The sequence below is a fragment of the Streptomyces yokosukanensis genome, assembly GCF_001514035.1.
Classification (GTDB): Bacteria; Actinomycetota; Actinomycetes; order Streptomycetales; family Streptomycetaceae; genus Streptomyces; species Streptomyces yokosukanensis.
On record NZ_KQ948206.1, the window covers coordinates 392,505 to 408,119 of the forward strand.

The window sequence follows — 15,615 nt, forward strand, 5'->3', positions numbered from 1 at the left end:
AGGCAGCGGGGGCGGCCCGCCGCGGCCCTCGAGCACCTGCACGGCACCGGGGTCGTCCTGCCCGCCCCGCCGTTTGTTGTTCATTGAATGTTCGAATGCGCTTTCCGGTGTCCCCCGCGCGGCATCACATACCGTCCTGCTTTCGGCGATGGACCGCCGACACCTGGAGCGCCGCGCGGCACGCACACGCGCGCGCCATCACAGGAACTCAAGCTGGGGGGCTTCTCCTTGAGATCTCGCACGCGCCGCAATCTCGCGGCGCTCACCTCGGCCGCTTCGCTGGCGGCCGGTCTGCTCGGTGCCGCCGCGCCGGGCGCGCAGGCCGCGACGGATGACGTCGCGGCCGGCCAGATCAGCCTGTACGGCGGTTCCACGGGGGTCGAGACCGTCAACGCGGATGGTACGGGCCTGCGTTCGGTCCCGGGCATCCCGAACTACGGATACACCCCGAACTGGGCGCCGGACGGCAGCAGGGTGGTGGCCGGCTGGAGCCAGCTGACCACCGGCCGGGTCACCGGCGCCACCTCCGCCATCACCCTGCCCTGGGCCACCAAGGTTCGTTCCAGCGCGTCCTACGAGGACCCGACCTTCTGGCTGGACGGCCGCTACGTGGTCTTCAGCACCGGCGGCCAGCTCGCCTACGGGCCCTCGGACGGCTCGTGGGCGCCGGAGCCGCTGCTGACGGACGCCCAGGAGCCGTCGACGGTCTGCGACGAGCACCCGACGGCACGTCCGAACGGCACGCTGGCCTTCGAACGCCGGCACAACTACGGCTGCTACGACAGCCAGGGCATCTGGACCTACGACCCGGCCACCAAGGCGCTGAAGAACATCATCGCGTCCGGTTCCTCACCGGTGTTCTCGGCGGACGGCGGCAAGCTGGCCTTCACGCGTGAAGTGGACGGCTGGACCCAGCTGTTCACGGCGAACGCGGACGGCAGCGACGTCCAGCAGGTCACCACCGACGCGTCCGACCACCTGAACCCGACCTGGGACCCGGCGGGCGGCCGGATCGCCTACGAAGCGCACACCTCGCACGCCGGCTGGTCCGACGACGTGCAGACGGTACGGCTCCTGGACCTGTCGAGCGGTACGACGACCCAGGTCACCGACGCCGGCAAGGGCGCCAAGCCCGCCTGGCAGCCGCTGCGGAAGAACACCCTGGTCCGGGTCTACGGAACCGGCTCCACCGGCATCGACGCGGCCGCGTCCCACTGGACGTTCGACACCCAGGGCGCAGCGCACGTGCCCGGCCTGATCACCGCCAAGTCCGCGGTCCTGGTCAACAAGTCCAACGCCACCTACTCGGCCCCCGCGATCGCGCTGGCCGCCGAGAAGCAGGGCCCGGTCCTGCTGACCTCCGGCGGCGGCCTGGACTCGTCCGCGGCCAAGGAACTCAAGCGCTCGCTCCCCAAGGGCGGCACCGTCTACCTGAACGGCGGCACCCGCATCCTCGGCTCCAAGGTGGCGAGCCAGGTGCAGGCGCTCGGCTACAAGCCGCTGCGCCTGGATGCCCCCGACCTCTCCTCGCTGTCGGCCCGGGTCGCCCGGCAGATCAGCGCGAAGCCGAGCTGGATCTTCGTCGCCGACGGCAACGAGTACCACGACCCGATCGCCGCCTCCACGGCTGCCGCCGCGCTCGGCTACCGCGGCACCGGCGTGGTCCTGCTGACGAACGGCAAGACCGTCCCCACCTCGGTCAAGAACTACCTCAACACCCTGAACCCGACGGCCACGAACCTGGTGACGGTCGGCTACAACGCCACCCAGGCGGTGGAGCACGTCGCCCTGAACAAGGTCTGGAGCTTTTGGACCATCGGCGGCAAGGCCCATGAGGACGTCGCCGCCAACCTGGCCCGGTTCTGGTGGTCCGCACCGACCCAGGCGACCGTCGAGTCCACTTGGACCTGGCAGAACGCCGTCGCGGGCGGCGCCGCCACCGCCACGTACGGACCGATGCTCTGGTCCTCCGAGTCCACCCTGTCGGCACCTGCCTCCTCCTACCTGAGCCAGGAGGCCGCGAGCGTCTGGGCGGTGTCGACCTTCGGCGGCAACACGTCGTACCCGCCCGCCAACCGCACCGCCATCGCCTCGGCGATCGCCGCGAGCAGCGCCTGGACGACCACCCAGTGGGCGGCGGGCGGCGAACTGCCGGCGACGGCGTCCGGCGCGCGGTCCTTCGCTCGCACGGGCCCGTCCGCGGCCGGCACCGCCCGCCCGGCGGCCGATCCGACCGCGGTGCCCGGCCGGCACCTGCCGGCCCGCGACGCGCACAGCGGTCGCTAAGCCCTGTCGGCGTCGCGCTCACTCGGGCAACAGGCCCGGCGGCTCACCGTTTCCCGGTGGGCCGCCGGGCCTCGCCGTGTGCCCGCCGGCCGGTGAGCCCGCCTCGGTGAGCGCGCGGTGAGCCCACGGTGAGCGGGCGCCGCCACGGTGGATCCATCGCCGGTCCCGCACCGAGGACCGGCCGCCGGAGAAGGAGCGGAACGATGGGCGTGACGACGGACGTGGCGACGAGCGCGGCGACGGGTGATCTGGCGGGGAGGACGGCGCTGGTGACCGGTGGATCGCGGGGCATCGGCCGGGCGGTGGCCCTGCGGCTGGCCGCCGACGGCGCGCTGGTCGCGGTCCACTACGGAACCGACGGCGAGGCGGCCGAGGAGACCGTGAACCGGATCGAGGAGGCCGGCGGCCGGGCGTTCGCCGTACAGGCCCGGTTCGGTGAAGTCGGCGCGGTGGAGCGGCTGTTCGGCGGACTCGCCGCCGGACTCGACGGCCGTGGGCTGGACATCCTCGTCAACAACGCCGGTATCTCCTCGGCAAGCCCGATCTCCCGGATGGCCTTGGACGAGTGGGAACGGCTGCTGGCGGTCAACGTCACCGCGCCGTTCTTCGTGATCCAGCGGGCCCTGCCCCTGCTGAACGACGGCGGACGCATCGTGAACATGGGCTCCACGGCCAGCCGGTTCGCCGTCTCCACCCAGATCGGCTACACCGTCACCAAGGCCGCGCTGGAGTCGCTGGCCCCGTCGCTCGCCAACGAACTGGGCCGGCGACCCTGCAGTCGCTCGCCGACAAGTCCCTCCTGGAGTGGACGGGCGGGCGCTGCCGCATGCTGGAGACGATTCGCGCCTACGGCGCCGAGCAGTTGGACGCCGCGGGAGAAACGGAGCGGATACGGCGCGACCACGCACGGACGTTGCTGGAGCTGCTCCGCGCCGCCGGCCCGTGGCTGCTGCGGGCCGAACAGCTTCGACGGCTGCCGGCCCTCACCGCGGAACAGCCCGACCTGCTGGTGGCCGTGCGCTGGGCCGTCGGGGCGGAGGAGACCGGGACGGCCCTGGAACTGCTCGCCGCCGCGTCGTCGTACCTCTGGATCCGCGGCGCGGCCGACACCCTGGCCCCCCAGGCCCGCGCCCTTCTCGACACCGTGGGCGACACACCCCCGGACGGCCTGTCCGAGGAGTACGCGATCTGCGTCCTGCTGGCGACGGCAGGGCGGACCGGGTCGGCCGGGCCGGACGAGCGGGGCGTGTGGCGGCGGTGTCGGGGCGCGGCGGGGGTGGCGCTGGCCGAGGTGTGGTCGGGCGGGCGGACGGGGCGGTATCCGGCCGCCCTGCTGTTGTGGATGCTGCACAACGCGGCGGGCGAGGGGGACGCGCCCGGGGCGTTCGCTCTCGTCGCGGCCCAGCGGGACAGCGGTGAGCCGTGGGCCCGGGCCGTCGCGCGGTACGTCATCGGGTTCGGGGCGCTCGGCGACGGCAACCCCGCCGAGGCCGAAGAAGCCTTCCGCACGGCCCTCGCGGAGTTCCGTGCGCTGGGCGACCGCTGGGGCGCCGCACTGGTGCTGGACGCGCTCGCGGGCGTCGCGGCCGCGCGGGGCGACCGGCGGACGGCGGTCGCGCTCACCGACGAGGCGCTCGGCCTCGCCGAACAGCTGGGCGCCCTGGAGGACTGCGCCGACCTCCTGGTCAACCGGGGCGACCAGTGGGCGGACACCGACCCGGCGGCGGCACGCGCCGACTACGTCCGCGCGGCCGAGCTGGCCCGCCGCGCCGGCGGCACCGGTGCCCTGGCGGCGGCCCTGCGCGGACTCGGCGACATCGCCCTCGCCGAGCGGGACCGGGGCACGGCGCAGGACCTCTACACCCAGGCGCTGGAACAGCTCGGCCCGCACTGGGTGAAGGGGCTCGGCAACCGCGTACGCGCCCTGGCCGGACTGGGCCGGGTCGCCGAGGCGCACGGCGACCACGCCGAGGCCCGGGCCCGCTACCGGCAGGCCGCGCAGACCGCCGGCTCCGCGGTCCCCACGGCGGAGGCACTGCCCGAGGCACTGCGCCTGCTGGGCCTTCCCGGACCGCTCGTCGAACCGCTCGTCGCGGCGGTGAGCCGGTGGTGAGTGCGCGGTGAGCGCGCGGGCGCAGAGTCGGGGCCATGACGAACACCGCGAAGAACCTCAGGGTCCTGATCTCCGGCGCCTCCGTGGCGGGCCCCGCGCTCGCCTACTGGCTCCACCGGCACGGCTTCCGCCCGACCGTCGTGGAACGCGCCCCCGCTCTGCGGGACGGCGGCTACGCCGTGGACTTCCGCGGCGAGGCACACCTGTCGATCCTGCGCGGGATGGGCATCCTGCCCGCACTCGAACGCGCCCGCACCGGCACCGGATCCATGGCGTACGTCAGCAGCGCGGGCAAGCCCGTGGCCGAACTGCCCGCCGACCTCTTCGCCGGTGACATCGAGATCCTCCGTGGCGACCTGGCCCGCATCCTCCACGACGCCACCGAGGAGTTCACCGAGTACGTCTTCGGCGACTCGGTCACCTCGCTCACCGAGGACGCCGACGGTGTCACCGCCACCTTCGAACGCGCCGCACCGCGCCGCTTCGACCTGGTCATCGGCGCGGACGGACTGCACTCCACCACCCGCCGCCTGGTGTTCGGCCCGGAGGACCGCTTCGTGCGGCACTCCGGCGTGCACTGCGCGATCTTCACCACCGCCAACCACCTCGGACTCGACCACACCGGCCACGCCTACCGCACCGCCGGCAAGCTCGTCGCCCTGTACAGCGCCCGGCACAACGCGGAGGCCAAGGCCGTCTTCTACTTCGCCGCGCCGGGCCTCGACCTGGACCGCCGGGACCCGGCCCGCCAACAGCAGGTCCTCGCCGAGCAGTTCGCCGGAAACGGCTGGGAGAGCGACCATCTGCTCCAGCGGATGCGGTACGCACCCGACTTCTCCTTCGACTCGGTCGCCCAGGTGCACATGGACACCTGGTCCCGGGGCCGGGTCGCCCTGATCGGCGACGCCGCCCACTGCCCGTCCTCCCTGTCGGGCATGGGGTCCGGACTGGCCCTGGTCGGCGCCTACGTCCTGGCGGGCGAGCTGGCCGCCGCGCGGGGCGACCACACTACGGCCTTCGCACGCTACGAGGAGCTGATGCGCCCCTACGCGGCCGGCTGCCAGAAGATGGGCGACGGCGTCGCCCGCCTCATGGTGCCCGGCAGCCGCTTCCTGACCGCCTTCCTGAACCGCTACTACCGCCTCCTGCCCTACCTCCCGGGCCGGAACCTGGCCGCCACCATGGCCCGCAGGGCCGCCGAGGGCATCACGCTCCCGCACTACCCGCTGCGGTGACGAGCGGCTCGGCCACGCGGCCCCGGCGGTCGCTGCGTGCGGTGCGGGGCTAGGATCCGGGCCATGGCGCTGACCATGAACGACGTGGACCGGTTCGAGGCGTCCAGACCCCGCCTGGAGGCCATCGCCTACCGCCTCCTCGGGTCCGCGAGCGAGGCCGAGGACGCCGTGCAGGAGACGTTCCTGCGCTGGCAGGGCGCCGACGTCGAACGCATCCAGATCCCCGAGGCCTGGCTGACCAAGGTGCTCACCAACCTGTGCCTGAACCAGCTCACCTCGGCCCGCGCCCGCCGCGAGACCTACGTGGGCCAGTGGCTCCCCGAGCCACTGCTCGCCGGGGACCCGATGCTCGGCCCCGCCGACACCGCCGAACAGCGCGAGTCGGTGTCGTTCGCGGTCCTCACCCTGCTGGAGCGCCTCACCCCGGGCGAGCGGGCGGTGTACGTCCTGCGCGAGGCCTTCGACCACCCGCACCGGGAGATCGCCGAGATCCTCGACATCACCGAGGCCGCGAGCCAGCAGATCTTCCATCGGGCCAGGAAGCACGTCGCGGACGGCAAGCCCCGCACCGCGGTCGACGAGGCCGCCGCGCGGCGGATCGTCGAGGAGTTCCTCGCGGCCGCCACCAGCGGCCGGACCGAGCCGCTCGTACGGCTGCTCACCCAGGACGCCATCGCGATCGGCGACGGCGGCGGGAAGGTCCCGGCCCGCGCCAAGGCGTTCGAAGGCGCCCTCGCGGTGGCGACGTTCATGCGGGGCCTGTTCAAACCGGCCAAGGCCAAGCGCGCTCTGGTCGGCGGCTCACCCGAGGTGTACGCCACGACCGCCAACGGCGATCCCGCGCTCGTCGCGGTCTTCGACGGCCGTGTCGTCGGCGTCATGTGCCTGGAGATCGAGGTCGAGGGCATCGCCGCGTTCCGCAGCCAGGTCAACCCCGACAAGCTGGAGCGCGCGACCCGGTGGTGGGCGACCGCCGAGCACGGCGAACCCCTGCTCCACGCCTTCTGATTCCGATGTGAGGTGCTTCACATCCGGTTGCTGTCAGGAAACGGCGGGCCGCCCGGTTCAAGGGGCGACCCGCTGAAGAGCTGATGACAGGAGCCAGGAAATGCAGCACCGCATCGTCGTCCTCGGAGCCGGATACGCCGGAGCCATCGCCGCCGGCCGCCTCGCCAGGCGGCTGCGCCCCGAGGACGTCGCCATCACCCTCGTCAACGCCGAGCCCGACTTCGTCGAGCGCGTCCGCCTGCACCAGCTCGCGGTCGGCCAGTCCCTCAGGCCCCGGCCCCTGCGCGAGATGTTCGCGGGCACCGGCGTCGAACTGAAGATCGCGCAGGTCACCGGCGTCGACGTCGAGCGCAGGACCGTCACCCTCGCCGACCCGAACGGCACCGGGGAGTCCGGTCGACTCGCCGCAGGGGCCGGTGAGTTCACGGGAGGGTCCGAGATGCTGGCGTACGACACGCTCGTGTACGCCCTCGGCAGCGGCTTCCACGACCGGGGCGTCCCCGGTGCCGCCGAGCACGCCCACCAGATCGCGGGGCGCCCCGGTGCGCTCCGGCTGCGCGAGCGCCTGGCCGGCCTGGCCGCCGGAGGGTCCGTGGTCGTGGTCGGCGGCGGCCTCACCGGCGTGGAGGCCGCGACCGAGATCGCCGAGGCCCGCCCGGACCTCGACGTCGCCCTCGCCGCCCGCGGCGGCCTCGGCGACTGGCTCTCGCCCAGGGGCGGCCGGCACCTGCGGAACGTCTTCGGCAAGCTCGGCATCACCGTGCACGAACACGCCACCGTCACCGCCGTCGAGGCCGACCGTGTCGTCACCGCCGACGGGGGCTCCGTCCCGGCCGCCGTCACCGTGTGGACCACCGGCTTCGCCGCCCACCCGATCGCGCGGGCCACCGCCCTGGAAGTCGGCGACACCGGCCGGATCGTGGTCGACGCCACCATGCGCTCCCGCTCGCACCCGGACGTGTACGCCGTCGGCGACGCGGCCCTGGCGACGGGCCCCGGCGGCAAGCCGCTGCGGATGTCCTGCGCCTCCGGCACCCCCATGGCATGGCAGGCCGCCGACGCCATCGCGGCCCGCCTGACCGGCGGCAAGCTCCCGAACCTGCCGCTGCGCTACTTCAACCAGTGCATCTCGCTCGGCCGCAAGGAGGGCCTCATCCAGTACGTCACCGCGGACGACCGTGCCGTCGAGGCGGCCCTGACCGGACGGCTCGCCGCCGTCTACAAGGAGCTGATCTGCAAGGGCGCGGCCTGGGCCGTGGCCAACCCGACGGTCGGGATGCCGACCCGGCGCCGCCGCGTCGTGCCCCGCCCGGCCGAGGGGGCACCGCCGTCCGCGGCGACCTCCTCGACGGCGGCGTGAACCCGGGCGCCTGGTCCCGACGACCGGTTCACGCCGGCAGGTTCAGCTGCCAGGAGACGCCGAACCGGTCGTTGACCCAGCCGAACCTGGCGCTGAAGCCGTAGTCCCCCAGTGGCATCAGCGCCGTGCCCTGCTCGACGAGGGCCGTGTAGAGCCGGTCCAGTTCGGCCTCGTTCTCGCACTGCACGAAGAGCGAGAACGAGGGCGTGAAGGTGAAGTCGTGCCGCGCGGGACTGTCGACGCACATGAACTGCCGGCCGCCGAGCGAGAACGTCGCGTGCTGCACGCTGCCGTCCTTGCCGGGGCCCTCGGCGCCGTAGCGGGTGATGTGGACGACCTCGGCGTCGTCGAAGAGCGAGACGTAGAAGGCCATCGCGTCCTCGGCGTTGCCCTCGAACATCAGGAACGGCGTGATCTTCTGCGACGACACGATCTCCATGCGGCTCGCCCCTTCGGCGCTGTCGGACACTCGACACCTGGCCACCCCACGGTACGGCCGGAGCCCGACCGGGAGCGGTGGGACACCACCGCCCGGCCGCCGCGGGCATGCTTTACCCCCTGCGTACCTTCCGGACGCCCCCCGGCCATGCGCGGTGAAGAGACTTCCTCCTCGCGCGCCACCGTGACGCGTGACGAGGAGGGGATCAGATGAACCGTCTGGGAATCGCGACCGCGGCCGTCACGGCCGTCGTCCTGTCCCTGGCCGGCACCGGACCGGCCGACGCCGGCACGCCGAAGCTGCGGGCACACGACGACGCCTACACCGCGCACGCCGGACGGACGCTGACCATCGGCGCGCGGCACGGGGTCCTCGCCGACGACAGCGGCAGGCCGGCGACCCTCGTCGCACACACCACGACCGCCCACGGCACGCTCGCCCTCGACCAGGACGGCTCGTTCCGCTACACCCCCGACGCCGGCTACCACGGCACCGACACCTTCACCTACCGGATCAGCGACGCCGTACGGCTGTACCGGACCCGTCTCAAGCCCCTCGCCACGATCGGCGGGGTCCGGGTCACTGCCGGGGCGTACGGATCGTCGCTGTACCCGGTGCCCGGCTCGAGGAACGAGTTCTACGGCCTCACCGACCGCGGCCCGAACGTCGACGCGCCCAGCGGCGCCAAGGTGCTGCCGCTGCCGGACTTCGACCCCGCTATCGGGAGGTTCCGGCTGGAGGGCACCAAGGCCGTGCTGGAGCGGACCGTACCGCTGCGCGCCGCCGACGGCACCCCGTACAACGGGCTCGTCAACTCCCAGGCGGGCACCGGCGAGAACCTCGTCGACCTGAACGGCACCGCGCTGCCGCACTCCCCGTACGGCTACGACCCGGAGGGCCTGGTGGCCCTGCGCGACGGCACCTTCTGGGTGTCGGACGAGTACGGCCCCTACATCACGCACTTCGGCCGCGACGGCCGGGCCCTCGACCGCCTCTCCCCCTTCGACGGCTCGCTCCCCGCCGAGTTGCGCAACCGCGTCCCCAACAAGGGCATGGAAGGCCTGACCGTGACCCCCGACGGCCGCACGCTCGTCGGCATCATGCAGTCCGCGCTCCAGGCCCCCGACCTGCCCGCCGGAGTCAAGGTCAAGAACGTCAGCACGCTGCGCATCGTCACCTACGACCTGCGCACCCACGCCACCCACGAGTACGTGTACCTGCTCGACGACCCCAAGACGAACAGCGGCGCGGTCAGCGAGATCACCGCACTGAGCGCCACCCGCTTCCTCGTCGACGAGCGGGACGGAAACGTCGAACCGGGCGCCTACAAGAAGCTGTTCGCCATCGACCTGTCCGGCGCCACGGACGTCGGCCCGTCGGCCACGGTGCCGGGCGCCACGTACGACGCGGCCGAGGGCGGGCTGCTCGTCGGCCCGGACCGGCGGACGATCGAGACCTGCGCGGGCACCGCGAACACGGCGACCGCCACCGCCGCCCTGAAGTCGGCCGGCATCACCCCCGTGGCCAAGACCCTCGGCCTCGACCTCGGCTCCCTGCTCACCGGCCTCGACCCGACCGGCGGCTTCTTCGGCCACGACAAGATCGAGGGCGTCGCCACGACCGACGGCGGCCGCACGGTCGTCGTCAGCAACGACAGTGACTTCGGCGTCGACGGGGTCTCCGACTCGACCCCGGCCCCGCCGTACTCCCTGCACGCCAAGACCCTCCCGAACGGCACGCAGGACGACGGCGAGTACCTGGCCGTCGACACCACCCGGCTGCCCGCCGCGACCAGCACGGCGACCGTGACGATCACCGTCGGGTGACCCGCCCCGAGGCCCCCCGCGCATGAGATCAGGCAAGGGAGGCCGGGGCCGTCAGCGCCCCATCGCCGTGTGGGCCGCCCTGGCCAGTTCCGCGACGCCCTGCTCCCTCAGGACGCTGTAGTGGTCGCCGGCCAGGTCGACGACCGTGGGCGGCTGCGCCGAGTAGCCGGTGTGGCTCTCCACGAACGAGTAGTCGTCTCCCCGGGCCTTGAGGATGGTGACGGGCGCCGCGAGGGTGCGCTCGGTCAGCTCGCGGAAGGTGTACTCGAACTCGTACGTCGTGGCGACGATCCGGGCGATGCGGCGGATCGTCGCCGTGTCCAGGGCGGGGAGCAGGCCGTGGACGAAGGCGACGAAGCTGTCCTCGTCGCGGGTGGCGGCGAGGCAGGCGTCGAGCGCGGGGCCGTGGATCGTGCCCGCGAAGACGGAGAACAGGATCGTGACGTAGGCGGGATTGCCGTAGGACGCCTCGCGGCCCCGGGCGCGGCCGTCCCGCTCGCGCACCTTCGGGTTGCCGGGGCAGATCAGCAGCAGGTGCTCGACCTTCTCACCGGCCTGCTCCAACTGCCAGGCGGCCTCGAAGGCGACGCGGGCACCGAAGGAGTAGCCCCACAGTGTGTAGGGGCCGCTGGGCTGGGCGCGGCGGATCTCCGCGAGGTCGGCCCGTGCCATCTCGCGGATGGTGCCGTAGGGGGTCTCGCCCTCGTTGATGCCGTGCGCCTGGACCCCGAAGAAGGGGCGGTCCAGGTCGACCTCGTGGCTCAGGAGGCGCAGGTTCATCGGGTAGCCGCCCAGCCCCGGCCAGCAGAAGACCGGATCGAAGCCGCCCTCGGGTGCGAGCGGGACCAGACGGCCGACCGGGGCGGACGTGTCGGCGTCGATGCGGGCCGCGAGATCCCTCAGCCTCGGGTGCTCGAAGACGACCTGGAAGGGCAGTGCGGTGCCCAGCTCCTTGTTGATCCTGTTGATGAGGGCCACGGAGGTCAGGGAGTCGCCGCCGCAGGCGAAGAACTCGTCCTCGATCGAGACGTCGGCGCCGTCCGGGTACCGCAGGGCCGTGCCCCACGCGGCCGCCAGCCACTTCTCGGTGCGCGTGGCCGGTGCCACGAACGGGCCGGACCGCTGCGCCCCGGTCACCTCGGGGGCGGCGGCGAGAGCCTTGGTGTCGATCTTCCCGTTGGCGGTCAGCGGCAGCGCGTCCAGCACCAGGACCCGGCTCGGCACCATGTAGTCCGGCAGGAACTGGACGAGTTCGTCGCGGATCATCTCCGCGGGACCCCTGGTGTGCACGGAGTCCTCGCGCATGCCCTCGCTCGCGGCCTGCTCGTCGCTGACGAGACCACCGAGGAAGAAGTACGAGGGACCGCTCGCGATGCCCGCCGCGCCGAGGATGTCGTCCAGACGGCGGGCGGCCGGCAGCGGGTGGCCCGTCCGGGAGGAGTAGCCCGACGACATGAAGCCGAAGCCAGGGGTGCGCTGAAGGTGGTGCAGGCGGGTCCCGAGGCTCACGTACGCGAGCCAGGGCTCCTCGGCACGGCCGACCGCGCTGATGCCGAAGCTCGCGCGCTCGTACACGCCCTGGTTGATGGCGATGACGTGGCGCGCCTCGACCAGCGCGTCGCAGACCGGCTCCAACTCCCCGTCCCGATACCGGTACTGGCCGCCCGGCAGGCCCTCGACACGGTCCCCGTGCGCCTGTACGTACAGCTCGGTGGGGTCGGGGCGCGCCACGCCGTCGTTCGCGGTGATGGTGAACGTACCGAGGTAGTGGTCCTCCCCGGTGACGTCCAGGGCCTCCTTGACGGTGGCGAAGTGGCCCAGCGGGGCGATGGTCAGTCCGTGCGCGGGCAGGATCTCCTCGAAGACACCCAGCATGTGCCCGGTCTCGAACTCCAGCACTTCCTGGATGTTGTTCCTGTAGACGGGCTCGATCGCCCGCTTCTTGCCGAGGAAGTGCACGACGAGCCCGCCCGGCGGGCAGTGGCCGCTGCCGTCCCCGACGCGTACCAGCGTGTGGTCGACGGGGTGGTAGTAGTACACGCCGGCCGCGAGTCCCGCGACGTCGCCGCCCGACTCCACGTAGAGCTGGGTCGCGTACAGGGCGCCCGGCGAGGCGTAGGAGTACTTGGGCAGCAGCCGCTCGTCGCTGTGGAACTGGCCGAACCAGCGAAGGACGTGCCCGAGTTCCTCCGGTGACAGCTGAGCGAGCGGTCGCGAGCGCGTGGGCAGGGGGCGCGGGGCGAGGAGGCGGAGCAGCGCGTCGCGGGTGACGCGTCCGCCCTCGTAGAAGCGGTACGTCTTGCGGCTGAAGGTCTCGCGCCGCTGCTCGGGGGTGCAAGCGCGGCCGGGCAGGTCCACGACGGGCCGCCCCGCCAGTTCATGGGCCTCGCGCAGGCCCGGGTTGGACAGCTGCGCCTTCACCTGGAGCTTCGACGTCTTGGACTGGTGGTGGGCGCCGTGCGCGCCCTGATCCATGACGGCCGCCGTGTGCGGGTTCAGCTCGACGCATGCCACGAGGGTCCGGTGGCCCGTGCGGGGGTCGTCGGTGACGACCGTCGCGGCGTGCCGCACCCACGTGTGCTCCTCGATCCGGGCCGCGACCTCCTCCAACTCGACGCGGTAGCCGCGGAGTTTGACCTGGTTGTCGGTGCGGCCCACGAACTGGAGGGTGCCGTCGGGGTTCCACAGGCACACGTCTCCGGTGCGGTACAGCCGTCCGTCCGGATCCAGGGTGGAGCCCACGAACCGCTCGGCGGTCTGTCCCGGGCGACCCAGGTAGCCGCGCGCCAACTGCCGTCCACCCAGGTGGAGTTCGCCTGCCTCGCCGATGTCGACGGGGGCCAGGTTCTCGTCCAGGACGTAGGCGGTCACGCCGTCGACGGGCACCCCGATGGGCACGGTGCACGAGTCCTCGCCGCCGATGCGCTCGGGGTCGACCTGGTGCGCGGTGGCGTTGATGGTGGCCTCGGTCGGTCCGTACAGGTTGACGAGGGACACACCGGGCAGTTCGTGGAAGAAGCTCCGGGCGAGCCGGTGTGTGAGCGCCTCGCCGCCGGAGAAGACGCGCCGCAGCGACGCGCAGGATGTGAACCCGTCGGTCTCCAACAGCGCCTGGAGCAGCGTCGGCACGCACTGCAGGGCGGTGATCCGGTGCGTGCGCAGGGCGGTGACGATGGCCTGCGGGTCCCGGTAGATGCCCGGCTCGCCCATCACGACGTGGGTGCCGGCCGCCGGGGCGAGGATCTCCCACTGCGCGGCGTCGAAGCTCATCGGCGTTTTCTGCAGCACGGTGACCCGCGGACCGAGGTAGCCGCACGAGGTGAGCCAGCGGAGCTGACTGACGACCGCCTCGTTCTCGATCATCACGCCCTTGGGCTTGCCCGTGCTGCCCGAGGTGTAGATGACGTACGCGAGGTGTCCGCCCGACCGTTCGGGCACGGGTGCCTCGTCGGCCTCCGGTATCCGGCGGTCCGGGGTCCTCGCCGAGGTGATGATCTCGGTGCCCCGCGGGACGAGGGCCGACAGCCGTTCACGCAGGTGCTCCTGGGTCACGATCACCGTCGCACCGGAGTCCTCGATCATGTAGCGGAGGCGCTCTTCCGGATAGTCGGGAGACAGCGGCAGGTAGGCCGCTCCCGCGGCGAGGACGCCCCAGGCTCCGACCATGAGGTCCATGGAGGGATCGGTGAACAGGCCGACGCAGGCGTCGGGGCCGATGCCGAGCCGGCGCAGGCGGCTGCCCAGGGTCCGGCTCTCCTCGTGAAGCCCGCGGTAGGAGAGCCGCTCGTCGCCGAACGTGACAGCCGTCGCGTCCGGCCGGAGCCCGGCCTGCCGCTCCAGCATGTCGAACAGGCAGCTTCCCGTGCGCGCCGGGTCAAAAGTGAGTGCGCTCGAAGTCTTCATTGCATCGTCCCCGCAACGTGGTGATCGATAGGTGGCGGAGCTTGCCCCCTGACGCGGACCAACCTGGGCCAGCCGCTTCCCGCGCCCCTCCCGGCCGGATCCCGGTGCCGCGGGTACCTGGCCGGGAGGGATTCGGTATCGGTGGCGGCCAGGCTCGGGGCAGTGAAGACCTGGGAAGGGTGAGCCGCCGTGGCCAAGATCGTTCTGCTCTCCGGGAGTGTCCGCCGGGACTCCCTCAACGCCGCCGTCCTGCGCACCGTGCGACGCCTCGTGCACGAGCGGCCCGGTCCCGTCCCCGGCGGGCACGACGTCGCCGTCCTGGAGGCGGGACGGCTGCCGCTGTACGACGGCGACCTGGAGCAGAGCGGCGGCACGGCCGTGGTGGAGGAGTCCAAGGACCTCGTGCGGGACGCGGACGCGCTGTTCATCAGCACGCCCTCGTACAACGGGGAGATGCCGGGCGCTCTGAAGAACGCCCTGGACTGGCTCTCGCGGCCCTCCGGCGACAGCCCGCTGGCCGGGCTGACCGTCGCCGTGCTGAGCGCCTCGCCCGGGGCGCGGGGCGCGCTGGACGCTCAGCCCGCCCTGACCGGTGTGCTCGCCCGGTGCGGGGCCCACGTCGTGGACCACGAGCCGGTCGCCATCGGCAACGCCCACGAACTGCGCCGCGCGGACGGCGAGTTCACCGAACCGTCGGTGGTCGCCGCGCTGGGCGGCCTCGTCGACGCGACCCTCGCCGCGCTGCCGCGACCGGCCGTCGCACACCGCTGAGGCGCCGCCCGGCCCGTCAGCCCGCCACCGCAACCGAAGGAAGTCCGCATGCCGCAAAGCCCGAAGCAGCCAGGCATCCTCGACACGATGCGCGAGGACCTGCGCGTGATCGTCGAACGCGACCCGTCCATCGGCCGCCGCCGCGAGGCGCTGCTGCATCCCGCACTGCCCGCCCTGTGGACCCACCGGATCGCCCATCGGCTGCACTGCCGCGGGCGGCGGATGCCGGCCCGGCTGCTCGCCTACGCCGCCCGGCGCGCCACCGGAGTGGAGATCCACCCCGGTGCCCGGCTCGGCCGGCGGGTGTTCATCGACCACGGTGCGGCCGTGGTGATCGGGGAGACCGCGCGGGTCGGCGACGACGTCACCATCTACCACCAGGTGACGCTCGGTGCGGTCGGCTGGTGGAGCGACAACGAGCGGCCCGCCGGCGAGCGACGGCACCCCCACGTGGGCAACGGCGTCGTCCTCGGCACCAACGCCACGGTGCTGGGGCCCGTGACGATCGCGGACCATGCCGTCATCGGAGCACAGGCGCTGGTGAACAAGGACGTACCCGCGCACGCGAAGGTCCTGGCACCGACGGCCGTGGTCCGGCCCGTGGGGCACGAACCGCGCCTGATGGAGGACCTGTTCGCGACCACGGCATCGGTCGGCTCATGGTGAGGCGGGCT

10 protein-coding genes and 1 pseudogene are annotated in these 15,615 nt (G+C 72.8%); 9 read left to right on the plus strand and 2 right to left on the minus strand.

Annotated elements, in window-relative coordinates; translation table 11 throughout:
* Window positions 1–228: 228 nt before the first annotated feature.
* The 6 genes and pseudogenes from AQI95_RS01775 to AQI95_RS01800 all read left to right on the plus strand — a co-directional run bounded on the left by AQI95_RS01775 (window position 229) and on the right by AQI95_RS01800 (window position 8,002).
* Window positions 229–2,286: a TolB-like translocation protein gene (locus tag AQI95_RS01775; RefSeq protein ID WP_067116064.1), complete on the plus strand. Its 2,058-nt coding sequence runs from the start codon at window positions 229–231 to the stop codon at window positions 2,284–2,286.
* A 203-nt stretch (window positions 2,287–2,489) separates the two neighbouring features.
* Window positions 2,490–3,023 (plus strand): annotated as a pseudogene (locus AQI95_RS46245) (SDR family NAD(P)-dependent oxidoreductase); the annotation flags it as partial.
* An 89-nt stretch (window positions 3,024–3,112) separates the two neighbouring features.
* The gene (locus AQI95_RS46250) at window positions 3,113–4,399 is read left to right on the plus strand and encodes a hypothetical protein (RefSeq protein WP_067116069.1); all 1,287 of its coding nucleotides are present in this window, start codon (window positions 3,113–3,115) and stop codon (window positions 4,397–4,399) included.
* 35 nt (window positions 4,400–4,434) lie between these two features.
* Window positions 4,435–5,634 (plus strand): FAD-dependent monooxygenase, encoded by a 1,200-nt coding sequence (locus AQI95_RS01790; protein WP_067116072.1) that lies wholly within the window; start codon window positions 4,435–4,437, stop codon window positions 5,632–5,634.
* A gap of 63 nt (window positions 5,635–5,697) precedes the next feature.
* Window positions 5,698–6,642 carry an RNA polymerase sigma factor SigJ gene (sigJ, locus tag AQI95_RS01795; protein WP_067116075.1) on the plus strand — a complete coding sequence of 315 codons (945 nt, stop codon included), beginning with the start codon at window positions 5,698–5,700 and terminating at the stop codon, window positions 6,640–6,642.
* Window positions 6,643–6,742: 100 nt separating this feature from the next.
* A complete protein-coding gene (locus AQI95_RS01800; protein WP_067116078.1) occupies window positions 6,743–8,002 on the plus strand; it encodes an NAD(P)/FAD-dependent oxidoreductase in 1,260 nt (419 codons plus the stop codon).
* A 28-nt stretch (window positions 8,003–8,030) separates the two neighbouring features.
* On the opposite strand, the gene AQI95_RS01805 is transcribed toward AQI95_RS01800, so the two are convergent.
* Window positions 8,031–8,441, minus strand: coding sequence for a VOC family protein (locus AQI95_RS01805; protein WP_067116081.1), 411 nt, complete (start codon window positions 8,439–8,441; stop codon window positions 8,031–8,033).
* 209 nt (window positions 8,442–8,650) lie between these two features.
* On the opposite strand from AQI95_RS01805, the gene AQI95_RS01810 reads away from it, so the two are divergent.
* Entirely contained in the window at window positions 8,651–10,267 is a 1,617-nt protein-coding gene (locus AQI95_RS01810; RefSeq protein WP_067116084.1) for an esterase-like activity of phytase family protein, read from the plus strand.
* 51 nt (window positions 10,268–10,318) lie between these two features.
* On the opposite strand, the gene AQI95_RS01815 is transcribed toward AQI95_RS01810, so the two are convergent.
* On the minus strand, window positions 10,319–14,170 hold the full coding sequence (locus AQI95_RS01815) for a non-ribosomal peptide synthetase family protein (protein ID WP_067116087.1): 3,852 nt from the start codon (window positions 14,168–14,170) through the stop codon (window positions 10,319–10,321).
* A 189-nt stretch (window positions 14,171–14,359) separates the two neighbouring features.
* Between AQI95_RS01815 and AQI95_RS01820 the strand changes: the two genes are divergently transcribed.
* Complete coding sequence (locus tag AQI95_RS01820; RefSeq protein ID WP_067116090.1) at window positions 14,360–14,941, plus strand: NADPH-dependent FMN reductase; 582 nt, start codon at window positions 14,360–14,362, stop codon at window positions 14,939–14,941.
* A 48-nt stretch (window positions 14,942–14,989) separates the two neighbouring features.
* A complete protein-coding gene (epsC, locus tag AQI95_RS01825; protein ID WP_208614042.1) occupies window positions 14,990–15,607 on the plus strand; it encodes a serine O-acetyltransferase EpsC in 618 nt (205 codons plus the stop codon).
* The last annotated feature ends 8 nt before the right edge of the window (window positions 15,608–15,615 follow it).